General features: G+C 60.1%; 22 protein-coding genes and 3 pseudogenes. 16 read left to right on the plus strand and 9 right to left on the minus strand.

Annotated elements, in window-relative coordinates; translation table 11 throughout:
• The first annotated feature begins 168 nt into the window (after positions 1-168).
• Both GGQ66_RS08210 and GGQ66_RS08215 read left to right on the plus strand, forming a co-directional pair.
• Positions 169-1926 carry a ParB/RepB/Spo0J family partition protein gene (locus GGQ66_RS08210; RefSeq protein ID WP_183791301.1) on the plus strand — a complete coding sequence of 586 codons (1758 nt, stop codon included), beginning with the start codon at positions 169-171 and terminating at the stop codon, positions 1924-1926.
• Complete coding sequence (locus GGQ66_RS08215) at positions 1923-2816, plus strand: DUF7007 domain-containing protein (protein WP_183791302.1); 894 nt, start codon at positions 1923-1925, stop codon at positions 2814-2816. Before GGQ66_RS08210 ends, GGQ66_RS08215 begins: the two co-directional genes overlap by 4 nt.
• On the opposite strand, the gene GGQ66_RS08220 is transcribed toward GGQ66_RS08215, so the two are convergent.
• Positions 2765-3088, minus strand: coding sequence for a hypothetical protein (locus GGQ66_RS08220; RefSeq protein WP_183791303.1), 324 nt, complete (start codon positions 3086-3088; stop codon positions 2765-2767). The genes GGQ66_RS08215 and GGQ66_RS08220 overlap by 52 nt on opposite strands.
• Positions 3089-3513: 425 nt before the next feature.
• On the opposite strand from GGQ66_RS08220, the gene GGQ66_RS08225 reads away from it, so the two are divergent.
• The 8 genes and pseudogenes from GGQ66_RS08225 to GGQ66_RS08260 form a co-directional block, all read left to right on the plus strand.
• The gene (locus GGQ66_RS08225) at positions 3514-4101 is read left to right on the plus strand and encodes a hypothetical protein (protein ID WP_183791304.1); all 588 of its coding nucleotides are present in this window, start codon (positions 3514-3516) and stop codon (positions 4099-4101) included.
• Positions 4102-4380: 279 nt separating this feature from the next.
• A pseudogene (locus GGQ66_RS08230) lies at positions 4381-4773 on the plus strand (ArdC-like ssDNA-binding domain-containing protein); the annotation flags it as partial.
• Positions 4774-5484: 711 nt separating this feature from the next.
• The gene (ltrA, locus tag GGQ66_RS08235; protein ID WP_210287206.1) at positions 5485-7314 is read left to right on the plus strand and encodes a group II intron reverse transcriptase/maturase; all 1830 of its coding nucleotides are present in this window, start codon (positions 5485-5487) and stop codon (positions 7312-7314) included.
• 20 nt (positions 7315-7334) lie between these two features.
• Positions 7335-7571, plus strand: a pseudogene (locus GGQ66_RS08240) (zincin-like metallopeptidase domain-containing protein); the annotation flags it as partial.
• Between the two features lie 116 nt (positions 7572-7687).
• Positions 7688-8896 (plus strand): tyrosine-type recombinase/integrase, encoded by a 1209-nt coding sequence (locus tag GGQ66_RS08245; RefSeq protein WP_183791306.1) that lies wholly within the window; start codon positions 7688-7690, stop codon positions 8894-8896.
• Entirely contained in the window at positions 8896-9837 is a 942-nt protein-coding gene (locus GGQ66_RS08250; protein ID WP_183791307.1) for a tyrosine-type recombinase/integrase, read from the plus strand. Before GGQ66_RS08245 ends, GGQ66_RS08250 begins: the two co-directional genes overlap by 1 nt.
• Positions 9834-10823: a tyrosine-type recombinase/integrase gene (locus tag GGQ66_RS08255; RefSeq protein WP_183791308.1), complete on the plus strand. Its 990-nt coding sequence runs from the start codon at positions 9834-9836 to the stop codon at positions 10821-10823. The genes GGQ66_RS08250 and GGQ66_RS08255 overlap by 4 nt, the downstream gene beginning before the upstream one ends.
• 110 nt (positions 10824-10933) lie before the next feature.
• Positions 10934-11233: pseudogene (locus GGQ66_RS08260) on the plus strand (zincin-like metallopeptidase domain-containing protein); the annotation flags it as partial.
• A gap of 3 nt (positions 11234-11236) precedes the next feature.
• Here the strand turns inward: GGQ66_RS08260 and GGQ66_RS08265 are convergent.
• On the minus strand, positions 11237-11410 hold the full coding sequence (locus tag GGQ66_RS08265) for a hypothetical protein (protein WP_183791309.1): 174 nt from the start codon (positions 11408-11410) through the stop codon (positions 11237-11239).
• Positions 11411-11907: 497 nt separating this feature from the next.
• Here GGQ66_RS08265 and GGQ66_RS08270 point away from each other — a divergent pair, with 497 nt between their 5' ends.
• From GGQ66_RS08270 to GGQ66_RS08280, 3 genes are all read left to right on the plus strand, one after another.
• Positions 11908-12216 (plus strand): DUF736 domain-containing protein, encoded by a 309-nt coding sequence (locus GGQ66_RS08270; protein WP_183791310.1) that lies wholly within the window; start codon positions 11908-11910, stop codon positions 12214-12216.
• A gap of 318 nt (positions 12217-12534) precedes the next feature.
• Positions 12535-12705 carry a hypothetical protein gene (locus GGQ66_RS08275; protein WP_183791312.1) on the plus strand — a complete coding sequence of 57 codons (171 nt, stop codon included), beginning with the start codon at positions 12535-12537 and terminating at the stop codon, positions 12703-12705.
• Between the two features lie 263 nt (positions 12706-12968).
• Positions 12969-13142 (plus strand): hypothetical protein, encoded by a 174-nt coding sequence (locus tag GGQ66_RS08280; protein ID WP_183791314.1) that lies wholly within the window; start codon positions 12969-12971, stop codon positions 13140-13142.
• A gap of 40 nt (positions 13143-13182) precedes the next feature.
• Here the strand turns inward: GGQ66_RS08280 and GGQ66_RS08285 are convergent, their stop codons facing one another.
• The gene (locus GGQ66_RS08285) at positions 13183-13674 is read right to left on the minus strand and encodes a thermonuclease family protein (RefSeq protein ID WP_237358828.1); all 492 of its coding nucleotides are present in this window, start codon (positions 13672-13674) and stop codon (positions 13183-13185) included.
• 29 nt (positions 13675-13703) lie between these two features.
• A complete protein-coding gene (locus GGQ66_RS08290) occupies positions 13704-13970 on the minus strand; it encodes a WGR domain-containing protein (RefSeq protein ID WP_183791316.1) in 267 nt (88 codons plus the stop codon).
• Positions 13971-14360: 390 nt separating this feature from the next.
• On the opposite strand from GGQ66_RS08290, the gene GGQ66_RS08295 reads away from it, so the two are divergent.
• Positions 14361-14582, plus strand: a complete 222-nt coding sequence (locus GGQ66_RS08295; RefSeq protein ID WP_183791318.1) for a hypothetical protein — start codon at positions 14361-14363, stop codon at positions 14580-14582.
• Between the two features lie 253 nt (positions 14583-14835).
• Here the strand turns inward: GGQ66_RS08295 and GGQ66_RS08300 are convergent, their stop codons facing one another.
• Complete coding sequence (locus GGQ66_RS08300) at positions 14836-15243, minus strand: DUF2000 family protein (RefSeq protein ID WP_183791320.1); 408 nt, start codon at positions 15241-15243, stop codon at positions 14836-14838.
• Between GGQ66_RS08300 and GGQ66_RS08305 the strand changes: the two genes are divergently transcribed.
• Positions 15242-16156 (plus strand): AraC family transcriptional regulator, encoded by a 915-nt coding sequence (locus GGQ66_RS08305; protein ID WP_183791322.1) that lies wholly within the window; start codon positions 15242-15244, stop codon positions 16154-16156. The genes GGQ66_RS08300 and GGQ66_RS08305 overlap by 2 nt on opposite strands.
• A gap of 306 nt (positions 16157-16462) precedes the next feature.
• Here GGQ66_RS08305 and GGQ66_RS08310 read toward each other — a convergent pair whose 3' ends face one another.
• The 4 genes from GGQ66_RS08310 to traC all read right to left on the minus strand — a co-directional run bounded on the left by GGQ66_RS08310 (position 16463) and on the right by traC (position 20089).
• Entirely contained in the window at positions 16463-17509 is a 1047-nt protein-coding gene (locus tag GGQ66_RS08310) for an IS110 family RNA-guided transposase (protein WP_183791324.1), read from the minus strand.
• Positions 17510-17651: 142 nt separating this feature from the next.
• The gene (gene traG, locus GGQ66_RS08315; RefSeq protein WP_183791326.1) at positions 17652-19586 is read right to left on the minus strand and encodes a Ti-type conjugative transfer system protein TraG; all 1935 of its coding nucleotides are present in this window, start codon (positions 19584-19586) and stop codon (positions 17652-17654) included.
• Positions 19573-19788, minus strand: a complete 216-nt coding sequence (traD, locus tag GGQ66_RS08320) for a type IV conjugative transfer system coupling protein TraD (RefSeq protein ID WP_183791328.1) — start codon at positions 19786-19788, stop codon at positions 19573-19575. Before traD ends, traG begins: the two co-directional genes overlap by 14 nt.
• Before the next feature lie 4 nt (positions 19789-19792).
• The gene (traC, locus tag GGQ66_RS08325; protein ID WP_183791330.1) at positions 19793-20089 is read right to left on the minus strand and encodes a conjugal transfer protein TraC; all 297 of its coding nucleotides are present in this window, start codon (positions 20087-20089) and stop codon (positions 19793-19795) included.
• 255 nt (positions 20090-20344) lie between these two features.
• Here traC and traA point away from each other — a divergent pair, with 255 nt between their 5' ends.
• A complete protein-coding gene (gene traA, locus GGQ66_RS08330) occupies positions 20345-23653 on the plus strand; it encodes a Ti-type conjugative transfer relaxase TraA (RefSeq protein ID WP_183791332.1) in 3309 nt (1102 codons plus the stop codon).
• Positions 23654-23660 lie beyond the last annotated feature (7 nt).

Consider the following 23660-nt stretch of genomic DNA (forward strand, 5'->3'; position numbering starts at 1 on the left):
CTCGCCCTTCGCAGGGCTGTCAGCCCCGCTTGTTCCTCGCAGCAGGGATGCTCGGTTGCAGTTGCGTCAGTCCGGCCGATCGGCGGTCCGGGAGATGTCTTCGAGAAAAATGAAGACAGGAAGGGCTGGCAAGGCGCCGGTCCGCAACTCCCACGGAAGGATAACACCATGCAAATCATCAAAGTTGACCCACGCGCCCTGAAAGAAAACCCAGACCGGATGCGCCAGTCGAAGTCTTCGCTACAAGCCGATGCGCTGATGCTGGCGACGATCAAGGCCGTCGGCATCGTGCAGCCGCCGGTGGTCGCGCCTGAAGCGGATGGCGGTAACGGCTACATCATCGACGCCGGGCACCGTAGGGTGCGCCTCGCGATTGCCGCCGGCCTGGAAGAAATCGAAATTCTCGTGGCAGACGCCGCGAACGATAACGGCGCGATGCGCTCGATGGTCGAAAACAGCGTCCGCGAACCGCTCAATCCTGTCGATCAGTGGCGCGGCATCGAGCGTCTCGTAGCGCTCGGTTGGACCGAGGAAGCGATCGCGGTCGCGCTCGCCCTTCCTGTTCGCCAGATCCGCAAGCTGCGCCTCCTTGCAAATGTCCTGCCGGCCATGCTCGAGCAAATGGCGCTGGGGGACATGCCAAACGAGCAGCAGCTGCGTGTGATCGCGGCCGCCGGCCAGGTCGACCAGAAGGAAGTCTGGAAGGCGCATAGGCCGAAGAAGGGAGACACCGCGCCTTGGTGGCAGATCGCCAACGCCCTGACCAAGAGGCGCATGTACGCCAAGGATGCAAGCTTTGGCGACGATCTGGCTCAGGCCTACGGGATCGAGTGGGTGGAGGATCTCTTCGCACCAGCCGATCAGGATGGCCGCTACACCATGAATGTCGAGGGCTTCCTCGGCGCCCAGCATGAATGGATGACCGGCAATCTGCCGAAGCGCGGTGGGATCGTCGAGGTCAATAGCTGGGGCCAGCCGGAATTGCCGAAGAAGGCGAGCCAGGTATACGGCAAGCCGTCCAAATCCGACCACGCGGCGCTCTATCTCGATCGCGACGGCAAGGTGCAGACGGTACACTACCGATTGCCGGAGGCCGCTAAGCCAAAGGGGCCCGACGGCGATGGCTCTATCGGCGGGACTGACGATGGCGACGTTACCGCCACCCCGAAGGTTCGGCCCGACGTCACCCAGAAGGGCCATGACATGATCGGCGATTTCCGCACCGATGCCCTGCACGACGCGCTCGGCCGCGCGCCGATCGAAGATGACATGCTGATGGCGCTGATGGTGCTGGCGTTTGCTGGCCAGAATGTACGCGTCGACTCTGGCGCGGACGGGACCTTCTACGGCGGGAAACGCTTTTCGCGCCACGTCGTGGGCTTGTTTGACGAGCATGGCAAGCTCGCCTTCGATCAGGATACGCTTCGGGTTGCCGTCCGCTCCGTGTTGGTCGACGTACTTTCGTGCCGCCGCGGCATGTCGAACAGCGGTATGATTGCGCGCATCGCCGGCGATGCGATCGGCGCCGACGAGTTCCTTCCGAACATGGGTTCGGAGGATTTTCTCTTGTGCTTGTCGCGCCAGGCGCTGGAAGCGTCTTGCGCCGAGGCATCTGTTCAGCCGCGGCAGAAGGTGCGCGAAACCCGTGCAGCACTCATCGAGCACTTCGCAACTCAGCACTTCGTCCATCCCGCCGGCCGCTTCGCCCCGCCGGCCGACGAGCTGCTCGACTGGATCCGCGCAGGTGCTGCCACGGACGTCATCGGCTCGAGCGGGCACGAGGATGACGACGGTCACGGCGAGGACATCGGTGAGGAGCAGGAAGGCCACACCGACGTAGAAGGGCATCACGACGATCCGCAGGGCACCGATCTGGGCTCGGAGGACGAGCACGATCAGGATTTTGATCAGAGGGCGGCAGCATGACCGTCGCCCTCCAGTCGAACATTGCAGCACCCACCCCCGATCTTTCGGGGGTGGAGCTTGCCACCAGCGCGGACGGCTTGCCCGTCGCCCGCATCGATGACCTGGTCCTCGCCATGGTCACGGCGCCGAGCGGCTTTGCCTTCCTTGCGAGCGCAGTCTTCGTTCGCCGGCCGCTCTCCGAGCTGACCCGCGCCGACTTCATCGGGCATGATGGCCGAGTGGCCGGCGAGGCCGAGTTCCGGGCGCGTGTCGCCGAGACGGCCGGTCATAAATGTGATCTGGCGAAGTTGAACCGCGTCCAGACCCGCATGTCGGCAAGCACGCCCTGGGGTGGCTCGCAGATGGCGGTCATTTATGCCGACGGTGTCGTCGCCCACAGTACGGCCGGCCACGGAGGCCTCCATCTTTCTCCCGCTCGCAATGCCAAAGTCCATCCGCTGCTGCGGAAGGACAGCCCTTGGTACGAGGAAGATTGCGAATGGGCGATCGTGGCGCTCAGCTTTCCGGAGCTGTTCACCGGCTACGAGCGGTCCACTGCCGAAAAGACCATCCGCAATACATGGCCGGATGAATGGGAGGCGATCCACGGCTCCAAGCTGGCCGACGGTGAAAGTTGGGCCAGGGATCGTCGGACCTTCGATGAACGTCATTCTGCTGACCACGTCGTCGTATCGGCGATCTTCTCCGATCAGCACCCGGAGATGACCGAGGTCGTAGCGGTCGTCGGCGGTGACAGGAGATCTGGCGACGATGGGCGTAGGTTCCTGGTCCCGAGCATCGAGTATGCCGGGCGCGGCCGGTTCGGATTCGTCATCGATCCCGTCCGCCATGCTGAGTATCATGGGCCATCCTCCTTCATCGGCTGGCGAAAGCGGGGGGATGGGTCATGATCGACGTCTTCGTTCCAAAACTTCTGGCGCAGGCAATCGGCGCTCGGCGTGAGACCCAGCGGCATCTTGATTGTCTGAACCGGCAGATTGCGGCGCGCGCCGGACGGCAGGCGATTACGATGAAGGTCCGGAGCCGGGGGCGACGCCGAAGCGGTCCACGGCACTACCATCGGGAGCTTGTCGAGCGGCTTGTCTTCGAAAGGTGGGGCGAACTCGACGGACTTGACCGCAGGCTGGCGGCGCAAGAGCAAGTTACCGACGAAATCGAGCATTGCGATCACCCGCTCGCGCAATAGTCACCATGACGGTCGGTCCCAGTGTGGAGGCTGGCGGGTGTCAAACTACCGTGCCGCAATGATGTGTGTCGGTGTGGCGGGCTTGGCGATGTCGTCCCATTACGGCTTGCTCCTGATGTCGGCCCCGTGCCGGACTGCCCTTCTTTTCGCTGCGGTCTGAACCGGCGTCCGGTCGTTTCAAGGCCGCTTTCGCGCCGCGGGGCGGCCGACCCAGCCTCTCTGCGCGAGGGCAGGCTCGCGGTCTGCTCAGGTCAAGACCTGCTGGCCTGCAACCCTGCCCTGCTGGTTCAGCCGGATCGGACCTGTGAAGCCGCCCGTCCCTTGCCGGTTCTGGTCGTCCGCATCGAAGGGCAGACCGGCACGGGGCCGGAACCGCTTCGGAAGCCACGGAAGGAACAGACATGGCCAAGCCCTCAACCCCCAACCGCTCCAATCCTCGGTCGACGCAATCCCGCCGCGGCACCACCCTCGAAATGGTCCGCCTCTCCTGCCCTGACGCCACGCAGGCGCAGAAGATCGCCGAGAGCTTCGGCACGGCAGTCGTCGACAGCGATGGCATTCGCAGCCTCCACGAGCGGCTGATCGTCGAGACCGCCGAAAGCCTTTCCGAGGGCCTTGGCGAAAAAGCGATGCAGATCCACCTCCAGCGCATCGTCGGAGCATTCGTCGGATCCGCGCATGGCGCCGGACAGTTCTACTCCCGCGCCGTCACGGAGGCGCGTGATGCTACCGCCAAGGCATCGAATGATCTCCGCGACGAGGATCTCGACGGTCCGGTCGGCTATGACAGCGGCGCCCAGCGCAAGCGGGAGTTCGCCGCCGACATGGGTGTCCAGTCCCACGCGCTGCGCATGGCGGCCGAAGGGGCTGTGGCCGCCTACGAACAGGTGGTCGGTGAGAGCTGGAAGCCGTTCGACCGGCCGGTCGAGAACCCCGGCGCGTCGCTCGACCGCAAGGCGGCCGAAGCACAGATGGCTGCTCTCGGATGACACCATCGGCGGGGGCAACGCCCCGCCCACTCTCTCTTACCCGAAAGGCCGGGCCTGCAGGCTCCGGCCTTTTCTTGTGTCGAAAATGAAGGCTGAAGACGTGCCTGTCGCGGCCCGTCCCGCTCGGCGGTCCTGCAGGAGCCGGGCGCCCTTGCAACGGCTTCGCCGTCCTCCACGCTGTTGCGGCCGTTCCGGTGCATGGGCGCACCATCGGCCCCTGACCTCGGACCTCCGTGACGGGCCGCGATAGGCGCGGTCCTGAGAAAAGGAGAAGAAGGCATGACAAAAAAAGCGGAATCTGAGCGTGTCGACATCTACACGCGGATCACAGATCGGATCGTCGAGGATCTCGAACAGGGCGTGCGTCCCTGGATGAAACCATGGAGCGCCGCCAATACCGATGGGCGGATCACCCGGCCGGTGAGACACAGCGGCCTGCCCTATTCGGGCATGAACGTGCTGCTCCTCTGGTCGGAGCAGATGTCTCGCGGCTTCTCTTCCTCGATGTGGATGACCTTCAAGCACGCCCTGGAACTGGGCGGGTCCGTGCGGAAAGGCGAAACGGGCTCGACGGTCGTCTTCGCCAGCCGCTTCACCAAGTCGGTGGCCGACGGAAACGGCAATGATGTCGATCGGGAAATCCCGTTCCTGAAGGCATATTCGGTGTTCAATAGTGCGCCGTAACGGCGAAAGTATGGGAGTGTCACGATGAGTGAATGAGCTTGCTGGGATAGCTCATGCCTGCCGAACTCACCTCGATCGGCAACGATTGTGACTCCGAAAGGAGCGGGGAACAATAGCATGTTCGGAAAAGGCCCAAAGCATCAAAGTCGTTTGCGATGCGGCGGGTCAGGGCAAGATGTGTATGGTGAAAGCTGTATTGCCTGAACCCTAGTTTGCAGCGGCCTACAACCGGAGCGGTGTCGTAGAACGACTGACACGGCACACCGAATGGACAGAGGACAGGGTGTTGAGGTCCTCCAACCCCGATATCGGGAAAGCCAGCCCATTCGGCGCATCCTCCATCGGAGGGGTAAGTGAACGAACGGGGCACCTAACCACATCGTATCTCCCGCTTTCGTAATTACGGGATGCCCTAAGCAGGCATCGGCTCTGCTGATGACCTGTATGGGTACGGAGCCGTCATAGTACTCAAATGCCCGGAGTAATGACCGGGACAGCCGAAATCATCGGATGGTCGAGAATATAAGCTCAGGGCAACTTGGGCGAAAATTCTGCGGATCAGGGGAAGGACGGCAGCGACTACGATCCAAAACCTTGCGAAGAGGTGTGCTAATGCTGCCAGATACTATCAAAAGGGCTGTTGGATCGCTCCCGATCATTGTTAGGTCGGGTCGGCGGGTCAATGGGCTCTATCGCCTTATGAAGGCTCCGCTCCTTTGGGAGCAAGCCTACCATAAAATCGCACAGAACAAGGGTGCGATGACGCCGGGCGTTGACGGACAGACCTTTGACGGCTTCACGTCGGAAAAGATACGTTCGATCATCGAGCGGCTGGCGAACGGGACCTATCGTCCGCAACCAGTACGTCGGGTGTACATTCCCAAAGCCAACGGCAAGAAAAGGCCGCTTGGCGTGCCGACGACGGAAGACCGCTTGGTCCAGGAGGTTGTTCGAATTCTTCTGGAGCAAATCTATGAGCCGCTGTTCTCGCAGCACTCTCATGGATTCAGACCGAACCGATCCTGTCATACTGCGCTGGAGAACATCCGTGCGGTGTGGACAGGGGTGAAATGGCTGGTCGATGTCGATGTGGTCGGATACTTCGACAACATTGATCACGACGTCCTCATTGGCTTGCTTGAAAAACGTATCCACGACAGCCGATTCATCGGCTTGATCCGTGGAATGTTGAAAGCGGGCTATATGGAGGATTGGGTTTATCACCGAACCTACAGCGGCACCCCACAGGGCGGTATTGTCTCCCCTATACTGGCAAACATCTACCTCCATGAACTCGACGAGTACATGGAATCGAAGGTCACAGCCTACCATAGGGGCGGGAAACGTGTTCCATCGGTCGAAGGCCGACGGATCATGAATCGTCTGACGCGGCTTCGTAAGCAAGTGGATCAGCTTCGTCTTGATCGAGGCGATGATGATGCAGAGATCAAATCCAAATTGGAGGAGATCAGTCGGCTGAAGGCGGAACGTTTGACTGTGCCCGCCACCGACGCATTCGATCCGAATTACAAGCGGCTCCGCTACTGCCGTTATGCTGATGACTTCTTGATCGGCATAATTGGCAGCAAAGACGATGCGCGACAGATCATGGAAGAGGTGAGGACATTCCTCTCCAAAAACCTGAAACTGAGCGTATCGGATGAGAAGAGCGGCATCCGCAAGGCTTCGGACGGAGCGCGTTTCCTTGGATACGATGTCAGGACATCGACCAACCGCAATCCGCACAAGGCGACCTTTTATGGTCGTCCAGCACTGCGGCGAGGGTTGGCAGATCGTTTGAAGCTGAATGTCCCAAGGGAAAAGGTGGTCCGGTTTGTCAATGGCAAAGGATGGGGCGACTACGATGCCTTTCGTCCTCGCCACCGTCCCGCTTTGACATTGGCGAGTGACGTCGAAATTGTCATGGCCTACAACGCTGAATGGAGAGGCTTCGCAAATTACTATGCGCTTGCCGATGATGTGAAACGCAAGCTCAATAAGGGCGGGTACTTTGCCCTGATGAGCTGCGTCAAAACCATCGCAGCAAAGCACAAAACGTCTGCGAGGGAAATCTTCTCCAAGATGCGCCGAGGGCAAGACTTCTTCGTTCGCTTCCAAGTCGGAGAGGAACCCCGAGAGATCAAGATCTGGCAGCTGAAGGACCTGAAGTGCGAACCGCGAAAATGGGGTGACATTGATCGCCCACAATCATCAAAGTTCGTGTTCAGCAGGACAGAAATGGTCGAACGCCTCAACGCGCAGAAATGTACCAGATGCGGTCGAACAGATCTTCCATGTGAAATCCATCATGTCAGAAAGATCGCGGAAATGGAGAAAGCAGGGCTTGCCCGGTACATGCCGGCGGCACGATTACGCAAGCGCATTGTGCTTTGCCAGCCCTGCCATCGCTCCGTCCATGCTGCTGGCCAAGTTGACCAACGACGAGATGGAACACGTAGTCGTGGAGAGCCGGATGCGCTGAAAGGTGCAAGTCCGGTTCGGAGGGGGGCTGAGCCGCGTCCTCATTGAGGCGCCGCCAGCCTACCCTACTCGAGCAGATCGATGGTTTGCCTGACACCTATTATGCCCCGCCAGCAAAGGTACGGGATCCTGTCGAGCGCATCGAGAGCGCCGATCGCTTCTTCAAAGCGACGGGCGCAGTCATCCGCCACGGCGGCAACCAGGCCTACTACTCGCCGGTCATGGACTATATCCAGATGCCGCCCTTCGAGGCGTTTCGCGATGCTGCCGGATACGCGGCCGTCCTCAGCCATGAGGCGACACATAATGCCGTGATCCGTATTATGCCGCATCTCTTTGAGAACCCGCGGCCTGCAAGGTGATCGCGTCAATCGCGTTCGGCATAATCTTCGTGGCTCCAACAACAAGGAGCACACGAAAGATGCCTGCAATTCTGAACACCTGCATCGAGCCCTACCTGGACTCGTTTACCCAGCGTCTCGTCGCCGCCGATTATAAGGCGCCGACCATCAAAGAGTACCGGTCGATCATTCGAAGGCTTGGCCAGGTGATGGATGCGGAAGGGGTAAAGCCTTCAAAACTCACGCTAGACACGGCCGATCGGCTAGGACGGACTTTGCCGCGTAGGTATTACCAGAGTGTCCGCCCTCACAAACTCGCACATCGGTTTGCCCAGCATCTGATCGACATCGGAGTGGTAGAGGCCACGGCGCCAACCCAAGCGCAGATCGCGCGGGCCGACTTGTTGGCAAGGTTCGAAACCTATCTCGTCAAACAACGAGGTCTCAGCCAGCGGACGATCTATCACTCGCTGCGCTTTGCCAACCGTTTCCTCGACTACCGCTTCGGAGAAACGACGATCGATATCGGTTGCTTGCGTCCCGCCGATGCGATCGGGTTCGTGGAGCATGCCCTGGCAAGTGCGCGCCGCGACAAAACGATTGGAACGCATGTTCGGACTTTCCTCCAATATCTGTTTGCATGTGGAGCCACGTCGACCAATCTGGCGCTGAGCGTGCCGAAAACGGCAAAGTCGTGGAGCCCGCGACTGCCAAGACATCTGTCGCCAGATGGTGTTGAAGCGGTCCTGGCCAATGTGCGCAACAATCCAAGGCACGGCGCACGGGACTATGCGATGCTGCTGCTGATGGCCCGGCTCGGGTTGAGAGCAGTCGAGGTCATGGCAATCCAACTCGACGACATCGATTGGCGCGCGGGCGAACTTATGGTGCGCGGCAAGGGCAAGCTGCACGACCGGTTACCGATCTCGATGGAGGTCGGCGATGCGCTCAGCCGCTACCTTCGCGAAGAGAGAGGCCCGGCGACATGCCGCGCGATGTTTGTCACCCATCGCGCGCCGCATCGACCGTTCAGAGATAGCCAGATCGTCAACAACGTCCTCAAAGAGGCATTGAGGGCAACCGGCCAGAAGCCGGTGACACCCTATGTGGGATCGCACCTGCTCCGCCATAGTCTTGCGACCCAATTGGTGAACACGGGGGCTTCGCTGGATGAAATCGGCGACGTGTTGCGACACCGATCACGAACATCGACGATGATCTATGCACGCCTCGACATTGAAGGCTTGCGATCGATCGCACAGCCTTGGCCAGTGGCGGGATGTGTGTGATGAGCCTCACCATCCAACTCGACCGCTATCTGAGTGTCAGGCGCAGCCTGGGCTATGATCTTGGCACCGCTGCTCGCATCCTTCGTCGCTTCACCCGGTTCGCTGACCGCGAGGGCGCCACACATGTCGACACGGCGTTGTTCCTGCGTTGGCACGCCACCCTGGCTGAGGCCTGTTCCTCGACCAGAGGAGCGAGGCTGACTGCTGTACGTCTGTTTGCACAGTGGCTCAGCAGCTTCGATCCAGCTCATGAGGTGCCCAGCAGAGGACTGTTACCAAGCTCGATCCGACGGTCGCGTCCACACATTTACAGCGACGATGAAATCAGAACAATCATCGCTGCCGCCAAAGAACTGCCGTCGGTCTACGGTCTGCGAGGCCTGACCTGCTCCACTCTGTTCGGGCTCATCGCGGTTACTGGTCTTCGTATCAGCGAGGCGTTGGCGCTTGACCGGGATGACATCGACACATTGAACGGTGTGCTGCGGGTACGGCAGGGCAAGCTTGGCAAAGAGCGCTTGCTACCGCTCCATCTCAGCGTCGTCACGCACCTGATCGATTATCTTGTCGAACGGGACCGGCTAATAGGCCATCCTGTCGCGCCGCTGTTCGTCACCGACAAAGCTTCACGGCTCACCGACTGCGGGGCCCGATACAGCTTTGCGCGGGCATGTCAGGACGCCGGGCTCAGAACCCATCAACCACACTGCAAACATGGACGGGGACCGCGCGTTCACGATCTTCGCCACAGCTTCGCGGTGAAGACGATGGTCCAGTGGTACCGTACCGGCAAAGACCCGGCACGCGAGATGATCCGGCTGACTACCTATCTCGGTCACGGCAGTCCTGCCAACACGTATTGGTATCTGGAAGCAGTGCCAGAATTGCTCGGTCTGGCAATGGCGCGAGCGACATCCGGCGATGGGGAGACACGTCGATGAGTGTTACCACCTTGCCTTCTCTAATCCAGCGCTTCTTCACTGACCGGCTACGCATCCAGTTGGAAGCGAGCCCCCATACGATTGCCGGTTACCGGGATACGTTCCGACTTTTGTTGCGGTACGCAAGTGCACGACACGGCAAGCCGCCGGTCAAGTTGTTGATCGAGGATATTGACGCCGATCTGGTTGCCGACTTCCTCGTCTATACGGAGACCGCCCGAGGCAACAGCGCACGCAGCAGGAACACCAGGCTCGCCGCGATCAGATCCTTCTTCCGCTATGTCGCGATAATCGACCCGACTTGGCTGCTGCAATGCCAGCGCATCCTCGCCATGCCGAACAAGCGCTATGTGCGGCGGGAGGTGACGTTCCTCGACACCAATGAAATCGCTGCCTTGCTGGCAGCGCCTGACCGGAAGACATGGGCGGGGCGACGCGACCATGCCCTGTTGTTACTCGCGGTACAAACCGGGCTCAGGGCCTCCGAGCTGGTCGGTCTCAAGTGTGCTGACGTGGTGCTCGGATCCGGCGCACATATCCGCTGCATGGGAAAGGGCAGGAAGGAGCGCGCCACCCCGCTTCGCCGTGAAACGGCCAAGCTCCTGGCCGCTTGGATCGGGGACGGTGACAAGGGCAGGCCGCTATTCCCATCGATCAGAGGGGAGCCGCTGAGCCACGATGCCCTTGAGCATCTCGTGCGCAAACATTGCCTGACGGCATCACGCACGTGCCCCAGCATTGGCTGCAAGCGGGTTACGCCGCATACGCTGCGCCACAGTACGGCGATGGACCTGCTCCATCACGGCGTCGATCCTGCCGTGATCGCGCTCTGGCTTGGTCACGAAAACGTCGAGACTACCCAGATCTACATCCATGCCGACATGCGAATGAAGGAAAAGGCGCTTGCCCGCGTCGCGGCCCCGGCCACGCCTTCGGGGCGGTTCAGGCCAGACGATAACCTACTCGCCTTCCTAGAAGGGCTCTGATTATCCCGAACAGCCGCATGGCCGAAACCAGGCTAACAGGGCTCCAACGGAGGCCATGCGGCATAATCCGGATCGCGGCATTATGCCCGTTATGCCGATATCGGCATAAGACCCACTGGACAGCGGCTGAACATCGGGTCGGACGTGATCTTTCTCGATATGCCAAGGACCGGACGGATCGCGCCCGCGAAGAACTTATCGCGGAACTCGGCAGCTGCTTCCTCTGCGCCGATCTTGGCATCGCGCCGGAGCTCGAGCCACGGCCGGATCACGCATCCTATCTGCAATCGTGGCTATCGGTCCTTGCCTACGACAAGCGGGCGATCTTCCAGGCGGCGGCCCATGCGCAGCGCGCTGTGAGCTTCCTGCATTCCTTGCAGCCGGAAGCGGATTTGAGGGCTGCGGCCTGACGCTCAGGCGCGGTCGGCACCACCGGTAGCGGCCGTGTCATCCATGTCGCGCTGGTCTTGAAGACCTTGTGCAATATCAGCATCCAGCCCTCCCCAGATCGACGGTTTTGCAACGTCGGGCTTTGGTTTGCGGGACGGTTTGCGCTCAATGATAAACGGCTTGGTCTGCTGACGCATTGTTCTTCCAGGCTGCGATTCGCGTGTGCACGATATCGCACGCCGCATAGCGGGCAAGCCGGCCAATGTTTACGGTGTAGCGTTTCCCCAACTCAAGCATGCGGCGACGGCGGTGCGAGTGCGGCGATGGAACGGATGCCATTCGTGCCCAGGGCAAATCCGGTGGAACGCCATTGCCATATCCCTTCACGTCAGAGTTTCCGGCAACCCATCTGCGGGCTCGATGTGGCATGTCTGACCGGAGACCGGCTGCGCCTCGATCGTCTTCCCGCAACGACAAGGCACAGATTTCTTACCCCGGATCCCTCACGGGTTCCTCCTCTCCCACTAACAAATCTGCGACTTGTCGCCCTCCATTTCATTGCGGCCCAATCGCCACCCCAGCGCGCGAGCGCGATGGGGACCCCGGCTGGGTGCGGTCCGATCGTCACCGGTCTTTGCGACAGCCATCGAGGCCGCGATGGGCGCGGCCCGAACACGAAAAAAGGAATACGACAATGGCAACCATCGGCACCTTCACCTCCACCGAAACCGGCTTCACCGGCTCCATCCGCACGCTCGCCCTCAACGTCAAGGCACGCATCGCCCGGGTCGAGAACCCCTCCGACAAGGGCCCGCAGTTCCGCGTCTATGCCGGGAGCGTTGAACTGGGCGCGGCCTGGCAGAAGACCTCCGGTGAGGGCCGCGACTACCTCTCGGTCAAGCTCGACGATCCGAGCTTCCCGGCTCCCATCTACGCAACGCTCGCCGAGGTGGAAGGCGAGGATGGCCTCCAGCTCATCTGGTCCCGCCCGAACCGGGACTGATTGACATCACGAGGCTCCGCCACCGGCGGGGCCTTCTCGTCTCCGGAGAACCAAAGCCGGACCCGGCATCGAGCTAGGTCCGGCTTTTTGGTGGCATACGGTAGGTGGGGAAGCTGCTCAGAACGAGCGATCCTACCAAGCGGGCATCGCGGCCTCAAGGATGAGCGGTTCCCCCAATTTACTCCACCCGCCCGGTGGGCAGCCTCCGTAAATCGGCTCCCCCACTCCCCGGCTCTGCCGGTCGCTTGCGCGATCCCTGACCCCGCCATCCCCTCTCGGACTCGTCGGTCACCTTTCACAAACGTCAAGGAGACGAAGATGACCTACGAACTCGAAATCCAGATCGAAGAACTGCGGGCCGAGCTGCGCAACGCTGTCGATGGCGCCGAGCGCCGTCAGATCCAGGCCGAGCTCGAAATCGCCCAGGCTGAACTGGCCATCGCGGCTGCCGAGATGGAGGGCCTTGTCGAAGCCGAGCCGCCTTTCTGAGGTGGCTGGTGTCGCCCGCTATCGTCGTGGTTGATCTGCTTCAGGTTCCTGTCGATCCCATTTCATCGACATTGGGAATGATGCGGATCGTGCGTCCCGCCGCAACCTGATGCCGGCAGAATTTTCCCCACCTTCGGTTCCTCGCGCAGCAAAATTCTGAGGCCCTCAGGTCCTCCGCTGCGCTTCGGCCGTGGCCGGTGCAGCCCTCCTTCCCGATCCGCAATTCATCCCCGCGACGAAACGCAATCGACAGGAGATACCATATGCAACAGCTCGCCAAATTCCTCCAAGCCACAGGCCGCCGCCTTCACATACTCGCGAAGGTGATCTGTCACTTCTTCCGCAAGGGCAAGCTCGGCATGAAGATCGCGATCAAGGTCCCGTTCTTCGTCGAGGTCGAAATCATTTTCGAGACCGACTGGAACCGACGGCGCTAAGCGCCCTGCCGGCCCGGTTCGCCGGGCCGGGATCTCCAGCTCAGCACCATGGTTCTCTCCGGCCGCTCCACGTCCGGGCGAGACCTTCCGAGACCAGAATATCGCCGAGACTGCGACCGTCACGAACCAGCACGCGAAGCTTGCGCCCATACCGGTCTGTGTCACGTCCCGGCCATCCTCTGAGTTCGAAAGGTCCCCCGTTGATGAGTTCAAGCATTCTGGCCGTGGCGCGGTTGCCAAGGGCGAGCTCCGATGAGCATCTCGGTTCGCTCACCTCGGGCGTGTCGATATCCGCGATACGGATCTTCTGGCCATCCAGCCAGATTGTATCTCCGTCAACGACGCATGCCTGGCGCGTTCCGGTGGCACAATTTTGGAAGGCCACGCTTACCTTCGACCTGGTGTCGGTCGCGTAAGCCTTTCCAGCAATCGCAACGTGGACAACTGATGGCAGTGCGACCATCGCCATGAGGACCAATTTCATGAAGTCAGGCATTCGCATATGAGCCAGAATGTCTGCCTTGTCTTTCATGCCTGTTCCTCAAATTCCGGCGTCATCTATCAGGTATCGGCGCATGATTGACGGACAGTTGCTGCATAGCCGCGGCGCCGCTTCTGCCGGAGGAGATCGAGGAACAGGGCCACTGCCTCTTGCTCCGTTTTAAAATGATGGCTCATTGACTGGCCTTTCGTTCCGATACGTCCCCAACGCCGCATCAGGCAAGCTTCTCCAAACAGGTTAGGCTCGATGGCCATCGCATAGAAACGGGCCATGTTTTTCGTGGAGTCCGTTCTCTCGACATAGAGGTGGTAGGGTTGAGTGACCATACCGACATGATCGTGTTTTCAGGATTCGCCGTCCAACGAGAGTTGTGAATCGTTCGGGCGTGATCGATTCAAATTCGTGATGTGGAGAAGCTAGCGAGTTTGGGCGGTCCGCCTTCGGCGTACGGCTCTATTCGCCGAAGCGAACGAAGCCCGCGAGCGGTCTTCGCCCAGTCGGGTTACGATCCTCCCGCAAACGGTGAGATCGGCTGCTTTGCGCGTCCGAAAGCGGATGTCTCATTTGGCGATGAGCAACATCGTCGGATCTGGCGTACATGCATCCAGTCGCGAGGTTCTCTCTTAGGTCGTCACCGCTCCCCATCGCTAACTCGCGCTTGTCCTGTCAGAATGCTTGTGAAAGAGAACCCGACGAACCAACTACGAGAGAAGCAAATGGAAGACGCTATCCAAATCGACACCCGTGGCGACTTTGGCCTCTGGGCGATCGAGGTGGCCAAGCAGATCGTTGCTGATCAGGGTTTCGAACTTGCGCGTGCTGCTCGTGACGGCTCTGAGGAAGATGTCCGCGTGGCTGGCAACGATCTTGGCCAAGCCATCACCAACGCGATGATGGAGGTGTTCGACGGACTGACTGACGCGGTCTCTGAAGAGTAGATGGCTTTCTTAAGCGGAATGCCTCGGTCGGGGGCAGTCGGTCCCGGCTTCCGCTGACGCGGCGCCATGCTAAGCCTCCTACGGCTGCCCGATATCCGACCGAAGCATGACGAGAATTCCCGAAATCACGCCCTACCGGTCGTCGCTTCTCTAATCGGCGGGCTGAGGTCAAGCTCTATCCCGTCTATCCGTTAGCCAAGAAAGCAAGGGTTCGTCCGCAGTCGGCCCGAAGCGGTCATCTTCACCAGAGAGACTACTGATGCATCTTCGCGCCTTTCGTAATTTTATCGACAGTCTTTTTATCTGCGCGCAATGCGACCCCGACAAGTTTGGCGTCGTCTGGTGAGAATTGTGAAAAAACCTCTCTGTTGGCGACATCATGGCCAGTCGCAAACATCTCTTCGATATAGGCTGAGACAGTTACCTCACGTTCCAAAGCTCGTTTGTGAATGGTGCGGAGCTGCTCTTGATCAGACGAGAGCACGACCACCGGTTGGACGGACATCGGATTGTAGACATTACCCGCTCTATCCCGATATATTTCGCCAATAATCGTCGGTGATTGGGCAATGATACCGCTCATCAGAAAGGCGGTAACGTTCAGCTTCTGCCAGGTGGCGAGGTCATCGCGCAAAACGATTGCGATCTTGGTGTCAAACATGTTTGGAAACTCCAGTCAGGGATTTGAGAAAAGCGAACCATTATCGCCAGAGCTTACCTTCGGTATTGAACGTTTGTGCAAAGGCGAGTTCCAGAACGGTCTGCGGGTAACCAGTGACGGAGGTGGCATCGAGCGGATCGAAGCGCGTTTTCGCGGCAACGGGTTTTCACCGCATCGACATGACACCTATGCATTAGGTCTGACCCTCCATGGCGTGCAGACGTTTCGTTATCGCGGCGCTGATCGCTTCAGTAGCCCTGGCAAGGTTATTGTTCTGCACCCCGATGAAGTCCACGATGGCGCTGCCGGGACGGCAGATGGCTTAATTTATCGAATGGTCTATCTGCCGCCGGAATTAATCGGTTCTGTTCACGCGCATACTAGATCACTTCCATTCGTTCCCGATCCGGTCGTTACGAATGAGGACCTATGGCACGCGCTGGCCACCATTCTGTATGATCTCGACCACGGACCGGACGAGCTGGCTTTGGATGATGCCATCGCACGGATTTCAGTGATTCTCTCGATTGAGGCCGGAGCACCTGCTAAGCCCGTGACGAAGATTGCCCGGATCGCTATTCTCCGGGCACGTGACTACCTTACAAGTCATAGCGATGAAACCATCCGTTCGGAAACCCTAGAGGCACTGACAGGGCTTGATCGCTATTCTCTGGCGCGGCAGTTTCGTCTTTTGCTTGGCACGAGCCCTCACCGCTACGTTATGATGCGCCGCCTAGACCGCGCAAAACTGTTAATGGAAGCTGGTGTCGGTTTGGCACGAGTAGCTGCAGAATGCCAGTTCTCAGACCAAGCACATCTTACACGCCAATTTCGCAGCGCCTTCGGGATGACACCCGGCAGGTGGCTTGCGATGCGCGCCGACCGGCACATTCGATTATCAAACCCGGCTTAGCAGCAAGGTCCGCTAATGGCGCTTTCCAGCCGAAAGCGTTGCTCTACAGGAGCAGGTGTTATCTGCGTCCGGCTGATGCAGCTTTCAACGTCTTTTCGTGGCCCGCGCTTCTCTCCGGGATCGGCATTCAGCCCTCCCATGATGGGTTCCAGTAGATGAAGTGGTCCAATCTATGCTGCATCCTGATGACGGATCATCGGTATAAGCGACGCCGCGAACTCACATCACCATCGTCCGCGAAGGACGTTTTCCGCTGCTACACGGAACCTTGGATTCGAATGTCTCTCTCGCCTCTATAGCCGATCGTCATGCCGCGACCGTTGAGACACTGTCCTCCCTTGTCCAGCGGAACTCGGTGCCATCCACCCACATGCGATGCATGACAACGGCGAGGCGGCGGGCCAGTGCGACCTTGGCTTTCTTGCTGCCATGGCGCTTGGCGATGTTCATGGCCCATGCCTTCAGCCAGCACCATTTCACCACGCGCGTCATCATCGACTGGGCGGCCTCATAGAGCAGTCGCCGCATCATGGCGTCCCCGCGTAGAGAGACATGGCCAACCCGGCTCATTTCGCCGGACTGTTTCAGGACAGGGGTGAGGCCCAATATCGCTCCGACTGATCGCGAATGACGAAACCTGCTGGGAATATCGATCGTCGAGACATAAGCGAGCGAGACGATCGGCCCAACGCCAGGCACCGTCATTAGCCGCCTGCAAACGTCGTCCTGTTTCGCCTCGGCCAGAACCCTCTTCTCCAGTTTGGCAAGACCTTCTCGCAACTTGCGCCGTCCGGCGAGCAATGGCTCCATGATTTCCGCTAGCTCAGTGTCGTGTTCGACAAGTTCGAGTATCCTTCTCTCGAACGTGCCGCCAGAGACATGGCCGACCTTCAGTCCGAAGTTGCGCAGGAGCCCGCGCATTTCGTTCTCCAGGTCGATCGCCTTCTCCTGCAGCAACGATCGGGCCGTCAGCAAGGCGCGACGCTTCTGGCTGGTAAGCGTCTTCACATGCACGTCCTTGAACAGGCCGACCCGCATCATGTGGGCGATGCCGCGTGCATCGTTCCTGTCGCTCTTGTTCTGTTGCAGGGCATCCAGGAAAGCTTTGGTGTGCCGCGTCTCGATGCAGAAGATGGGCAAGCCCGCTCCTGCCAGCCCTTCAAACAGCCATTGGGACAAGGGGCCCGCCTCAACGCCTACCCTTTCCAAGCTAAAAGAGGGATCGCTGAGGATCGCGACAAGGTCCTCCGGGTGAGATGCCACCTTCCGTTCGCGGCATACTTTCCCGCTTTCATCTACGATACAGATGCTCGTTTCTTTGACCGAGACATCGAGGCCGGCATAATGTTTCATGGCTGCGCTCCTCTGCATGATGGTTGTGCCTGTTCCGACAGGCGACTGTATCATCGGCAGTGCGGTGCAGCCCCTGGCTCCCTACGGATGGGATGGGGCACGAAGCCGATTAGCCCATCTATGCTGATTTCTCCGATGCTCTTCATTCTGTATGTGCAGGCGCGTCGCGCCGCAGAAACCTGCTTCGCTCCACGCAAGCGGTCATATCTTTCCGCCGGAACCAGATGGCGCGGCCGCATCGCAGCGGTGCGTTGCCGGCCGTGAACACGATCTGCTCATCCGCCCTCATGCGCAGCACTTCGTGTGGCTGGATAAGCGGCCGGGCTGCCAGCTGTTTCGACCGGGTCCGCGACGACCCGCGCGACTGGAAGCTTCGGCTGACCTGATCGATCTCGACCGTCGTCATGCCGCAGCGACGAGAGATATAGTCGGCGGTTTCCGGATCGTTGATGGCGGCAAAGCTGATCCAGCTTGCGCTCTCGAACCACTTGCTGGAGGCGTCGCGCCCACCATAGGTTTCCCGCAACTGGCCGATCGACTGATAGATCATCGTCAGCGTGATCCCATACTTGCGACCGGCGTCACGCGCTGTCTCCAGGATGCGCATGTAGCCGAGACGGGCGACCTCATCGAGTAGGAAGAGGGCGCGCCCTTCCATTGCGCCATCCCGATTGTAGATCGCGTTTAGAAACGAACCGATCACGACGCGCGCCAACCCACTATGGGTCTCTAGCGTCTTCAGGTCGATGTTGATGAACACGTCGGTCTTTCCCGACGCGATGTCCTCAGTGCGAAAAGTCGAACCTGAGACCAGCGCCGCATAGTTCTGATATGACAGCCAGTGGGTCTCCTTGATGGCATTCGCATAGACACCGGAAAAGGTTTCCGGCGTCATGTTGACGAATGCGGCGACGTTCTCTTTCACGAAGTCCGATCCCGAATTGTCGTAGATATCCTGCAGACGCTGTCGCAGTTTCGGCTCGGGTTCGGACAGGTTTTCGCGGACCTGACGGAGCGTCTGCTTTTCCTTCGGTGTATGTCCGGACAGGCAGACATCAGCGATGATCGCTGTCAGGAGCTGAAGGCCGGAAGCGCGGAAGAAGTCGTCGCGGACACCGCTTGCGCGACCGCTGTCACTCATGATCCATGAGGCGACCGAGGCGATATCCTCCTCCTTCGTGCCGCCATATTGGCCGACCCAGTCAAGGGCGTTGAAGCCCGTTGCGGGTTTGCGCGGATCGAGAATCCTGACACGCCGGCCCGCGCCTTCACGATGTTTCGAGACCATGGGCGCGACCTCGTTGGAGGGATCGAGCACGATGAGGGATCCGCCCCACTTCAACGCCGTAGGGATCGTTACCGAGGTCGTTTTGTAACCGCCCGATCCCGCAAAGACGATGCCATGCGAGGAACCGAACGATCCGTCGAAGCAGAGCAACGGGGATTTGCCGCCGGCGCCCCAGGTCTCGTTGTTATCGGCACGGAACGAGACGGCGGCGACACCGTCTCGGTCGACGCGATACCGCTCGCCGATCACGATGCCGCCCGCGTCCGAGAAGAGCTTCTCCGCTTCGGCAAGTTTCATCCAGTCGGCCTCGCCGTGCAGGGCACGCTTGCCGATGATCCGTTTTGGTGTTGCCCGGGCGAAGGCGGCGTTACCGACCATCGCCACGCGCATTGCGAAGAAGCCGGACATCAACGCAGCGGCCGCGCCAATCATTGTCGAAGGATCGAGATAGGAAAGCGCGGATTTTCCCGCCGGCACCTGGGACGATAGTGCTGCAAGCCGGATGCCCTCTCGCAGGCAAGCCGTCAGGATGACGGCCGCGTTTCCGATAGCAGCCCCAGCCCCTGCAGAACGGATGCGCGCCGATCCGGCTGTTGCAAATAACAAAATCAGGCCGAGCCCAGCCGCCGCCATGTAGGGTGCCGCTACCCCAGCCCGTCCCAACGCGAGCTTTGCCGCCTCGGTCTTTCCGAACGCGGAAAGCCATGTCTCCATCCCCGTCATCGCGCGCACCGTGGCTACCATCATGACTGCGGGCAGAATGACAAGAATGATCCTATTCGCCTTCATCGCCGAACGCCTCCGCCCCGATCGCTGTCAGTCGGGATCGCTCGCTATCGTCGGACTTCAGCCGCATCTGCAGGTCGATCAGGGCACCGAGCAGAAGCGCTCGCTTCTCGAAGCGAAGGCCGGCTTTGACGATCAGGCCGCCAAGCTCGATCTTGTCGCGCGTGTCCTTCTTCCGGGCATCGGACGATATGGTCTTACTCATGCGCTCAAGCCTCAGGAGTGCCGCCCGAAGCCGCGCCAGACGCGAGCGCTTCGGACTGCCCGCTGCTCGTGCTGCTCTCCCCTGCCCCTTTCCGTCCGCTCGTGCCGACCTTGCCTCCGCGAAAGCGTTTCGCCAGTTCCTCGAACGCTGCCTGGAGCTCGGTCTCCTCGATTTCGATTTCGCCAAGGCCTGCCCGCAGTGCGACGCGACCGATACGCTCTGCCTCTTTTGTTTCCGCGTGCTTGAGCTGCTCCTGGAGCTTGGCGATTTCTTCGCGGATCTTGGAGGATGGTTTCTTCATCTCTGGATTGTCCTCTGATGCTGCTTTTCGTGGTTGACGCAGCCAGAGTCGTTCAGATCGGCGTGCCGATCTACTAACAGAAATGCGAGTAGGCGGAGCCTACGCTTTTGAGCATCATCCCGACCGTTCGAAGGGCGGATCCGAAGGGCGCAATTATACGTCGCTGATGCGACGCTCTGCTTTTGCCCCCTGCCGGAGGCCTTTCGCTCCTCACGAACACGTTGATTTTGTTCGATCCAAGGAGCGTTTTCTGCAATGGCCGTCCCGCATTTTTCAGTCAGCATCGTCGCCCGCGGCTCCGGCCGAAGCGCCGTGCTGTCGGCGGCCTACCGGCATTGCGCCAAGATGGACTATGAGCGGGAAGCAAGGACGATCGACTACACCCGCAAGCAGGGCCTGTTGCATGAGGAGTTTGTCATCCCCACGAATGCCCCTGAATGGCTGCAATCATTGATTGCCGATCGATCCGTCTCGGGAGCCTCGGAAGCCTTCTGGAACAAGGTCGAGGAGTTCGAGAAGCGATCGGATGCGCAGCTCGCCAAGGATGTCACCATCGCCCTGCCGATAGAGCTTTCAGCCGAGCAGAACATCGATCTCGTTCAGGAATTCGTTGCCAGGCACATCACAGTCCAAGGCATGGTTGCCGACTGGGTTTTCCATGACGCGCCGGGCAATCCGCATATCCATTTGATGACGACGTTGCGACCGCTGACCGAGGTCGGTTTCGGTTCGAAAAAGGTGGCCGTCACGGGACCGGACGGCAAAGCGCTGCGAAACGATAGCGGCAAGATCGTCTACGAGCTTTGGGCCGGTGGCCTAGAAAACTTCAATGCGTTTCGTGACGGCTGGTTCGCCTGCCAGAACCGGCACCTGGCGCTTGCCGGCCTGGACATCAGGATCGATGGCCGGTCCTTTGAGAAGCAGGGAATTGAGCTGACGCCCACCATCCATCTTGGTGTTGGCACGAAGGCGATCGAGCGGAAGGCGGTCGGTGCGGAAGAGAAGGCTGCGCTCGAACGGCTGGAGCTGCAGGAAGAGCGGCGAGCCGAGAATGCCCGCCGGATTCAGCGTAGTCCGGAGATCGTGCTGGACCTAATCACGCGGGAGAAGAGCGTGTTCGACGAACGCGATGTCGCCAAGATCCTGCATCGCTATATCGATGATGCCGGTCTCTTCCAAAGTCTGATGGCGCGCATCCTGCAGAACCCCGAAACCCTCCGGCTCGATCGCGAGTGTCTGGACTTCACGACGGGTGTTCGCGCACCGGCTAAATACACGACACGCGAACTGATCCGGCTCGAAGCCGAGATGGCGAGCAGGGCGATTTGGCTCTCGCAGCGGTCTTCGCATGGCGTCCGGCAGCCCGTGCTTGAGGCGACGTTCGCGCGTCACGAAAGGCTGTCCGACGAGCAGAAGGCTGCCATCGAACATGTAGCCGGTGATGAGCGGATTGCAGCCGTGATCGGCCGCGCGGGCGCTGGCAAGACAACGATGATGAGGGCGGCGCGCGAGGCGTGGGAAGCGGCCGGCTATCGCGTCGTCGGTGGTGCGCTTGCCGGCAAGGCGGCTGAAGGTCTGGAGAAGGAAGCGGGCATCGTCTCCCGTACCCTGTCGTCCTGGGAACTCCGCTGGAATCAGGGTCGCGGGCAGCTCGACGACAAGACGGTTTTCGTTCTGGACGAGGCTGGCATGGTGTCGTCGCGGCAAATGGCGACATTCGTCGAAGCTGTTACCAAAGCTGGCGCCAAGTTCGTGCTTGTCGGCGATCATGAGCAGCTTCAGCCGATCGAGGCGGGTGCTGCCTTCCGCGCCATTGCCGATCGCATCGGCTATGCCGAACTCGAAACCATCTATCGCCAGCGTGAGCAATGGATGCGCGACGCTTCGCTCGATCTCGCGCGTGGCAATGTCGGCAAAGCCCTCGCAGCCTATCAGTCCAACGGCAAGATGATCGGCTCAGAGCTGAAGGCCGATGCGGTCACCAACCTCATCTCGGACTGGAACCGCGAATACGATCCTGCCAAGTCCACATTGATCCTTGCGCACCTGCGCCGTGACGTCCGCATGCTGAATGAGCTGGCGCGCACGAAACTGATCGAGCGCGGCATCATCGAGCACGGTTCGCCGTTCAAGACCGCCGACGGTGTCAGAAGCTTTGCAGCCGGTGACCAAATCGTCTTCCTGAAAAACGAAGGGGCAATCGGCGTCAAGAACGGCATGCTGGGCAAGGTGGTGGAAGCTGCGCCCGGTCGTATCGTCGCTGTCATCGGCGATGGTGAGCACCTGCGCCAGGTCACCATTGAACAGCGCTTCTACAACAATGTCGATCATGGTTATGCCACCACGGTGCACAAGAGCCAGGGTGCGACCGTTGACCGGGTCAAGGTGCTCGCGTCCCTGTCTCTCGATCGCCACCTCACCTATGTTGCGATGACACGCCACCGCGAAGATGTCGGCGTCTATTACGGCCACCGATCCTTTACCAGGGCAGGCGGTCTGGTCGAGATTTTGTCGCGCAGGAATTCCAAGGAAACGACGCTCGATTACGCTGGCGGCAGCATCTACCGCCAGGCACTCCGCTTTGCCGAAGCGCGCGGTCTTCACATCGTCAACGTCGCCAGAACGGTTGCGCGCGATCGTCTCGAATGGACGGTCCGGCAGAAGCAGAAGCTTGTCGATCTCGCCGGCCGGCTTGCAGCCCTCGGCGCCAGGCTCGGTTTCGCAACGTCGACGGCTAGCACCGTTCCCACTGCAGCAAAGGAGGCAAAGCCCATGGTGGCCGGTATCACCACATTCCCGAAATCGATCGACCAAGCCGTCGAGGATAAACTCGCCGCAGACCCGGCGCTCAAGAAGCAATGGGAAGAAGTCTCGATGCGCTTCCATCACGTCTACGCGCAGCCGGAAGTAGCATTCAAGGCAGCGAACGTCGATGCGATGCTGCGCGACCAGTCGGCCGCGGAAAAGACGATCGCCAGAATTGCCAACGAGCCAGAAACCTTCGGTGCCCTCAAGGGCAAGACGGGTCTACTCGCAAGCCGCGGCGACAAGGTCGACCGGGACCGGGCGCTTAAAAATGTGACGCCGCTCGCCGACAGCATCAGCGATTATCTCCGCCAGCGTGGCGATGCCGAGCGGCGAAATCACGCCGAGGAACTGGCGGTGCGTAGACAAGTCGCCCTGGAGATCCCTGCCCTCTCTGCCAATGCGAAGAGCGTGCTGGAACGCGTCCGCGATGCCATCGACAGAAACGACCTGCACTCTGGGCACGAATATGCGCTTGCCGACAAGATGGTGAAGGCTGAACTGGAAGGTTTCGCGAAGGCGGTCACTGAACGTTTCGGAGAAAGGACCTTCCTGCCCCTGGCTGCGAAGGATGTCACCGGCGAGGCGTTCCAGCGCGTCACATCAGGCATGAATGCTGCGCAGAAGAGCGAGGTGCAGCAGGCCTGGAACACGATGCGGACGGTCCAGCAACTGAACGCCCATGAGCGCAGTGTGACGGCACTCAAGCAGGCTGAGACACTGCGTCAGACGAAATCTCAGGGGCTCCCCCTCAGATGAAGATGCG

The organism is Allorhizobium borbori (assembly GCF_014196535.1).
GTDB classification, from domain to species: Bacteria; Pseudomonadota; Alphaproteobacteria; order Rhizobiales; family Rhizobiaceae; genus Ectorhizobium; species Ectorhizobium borbori.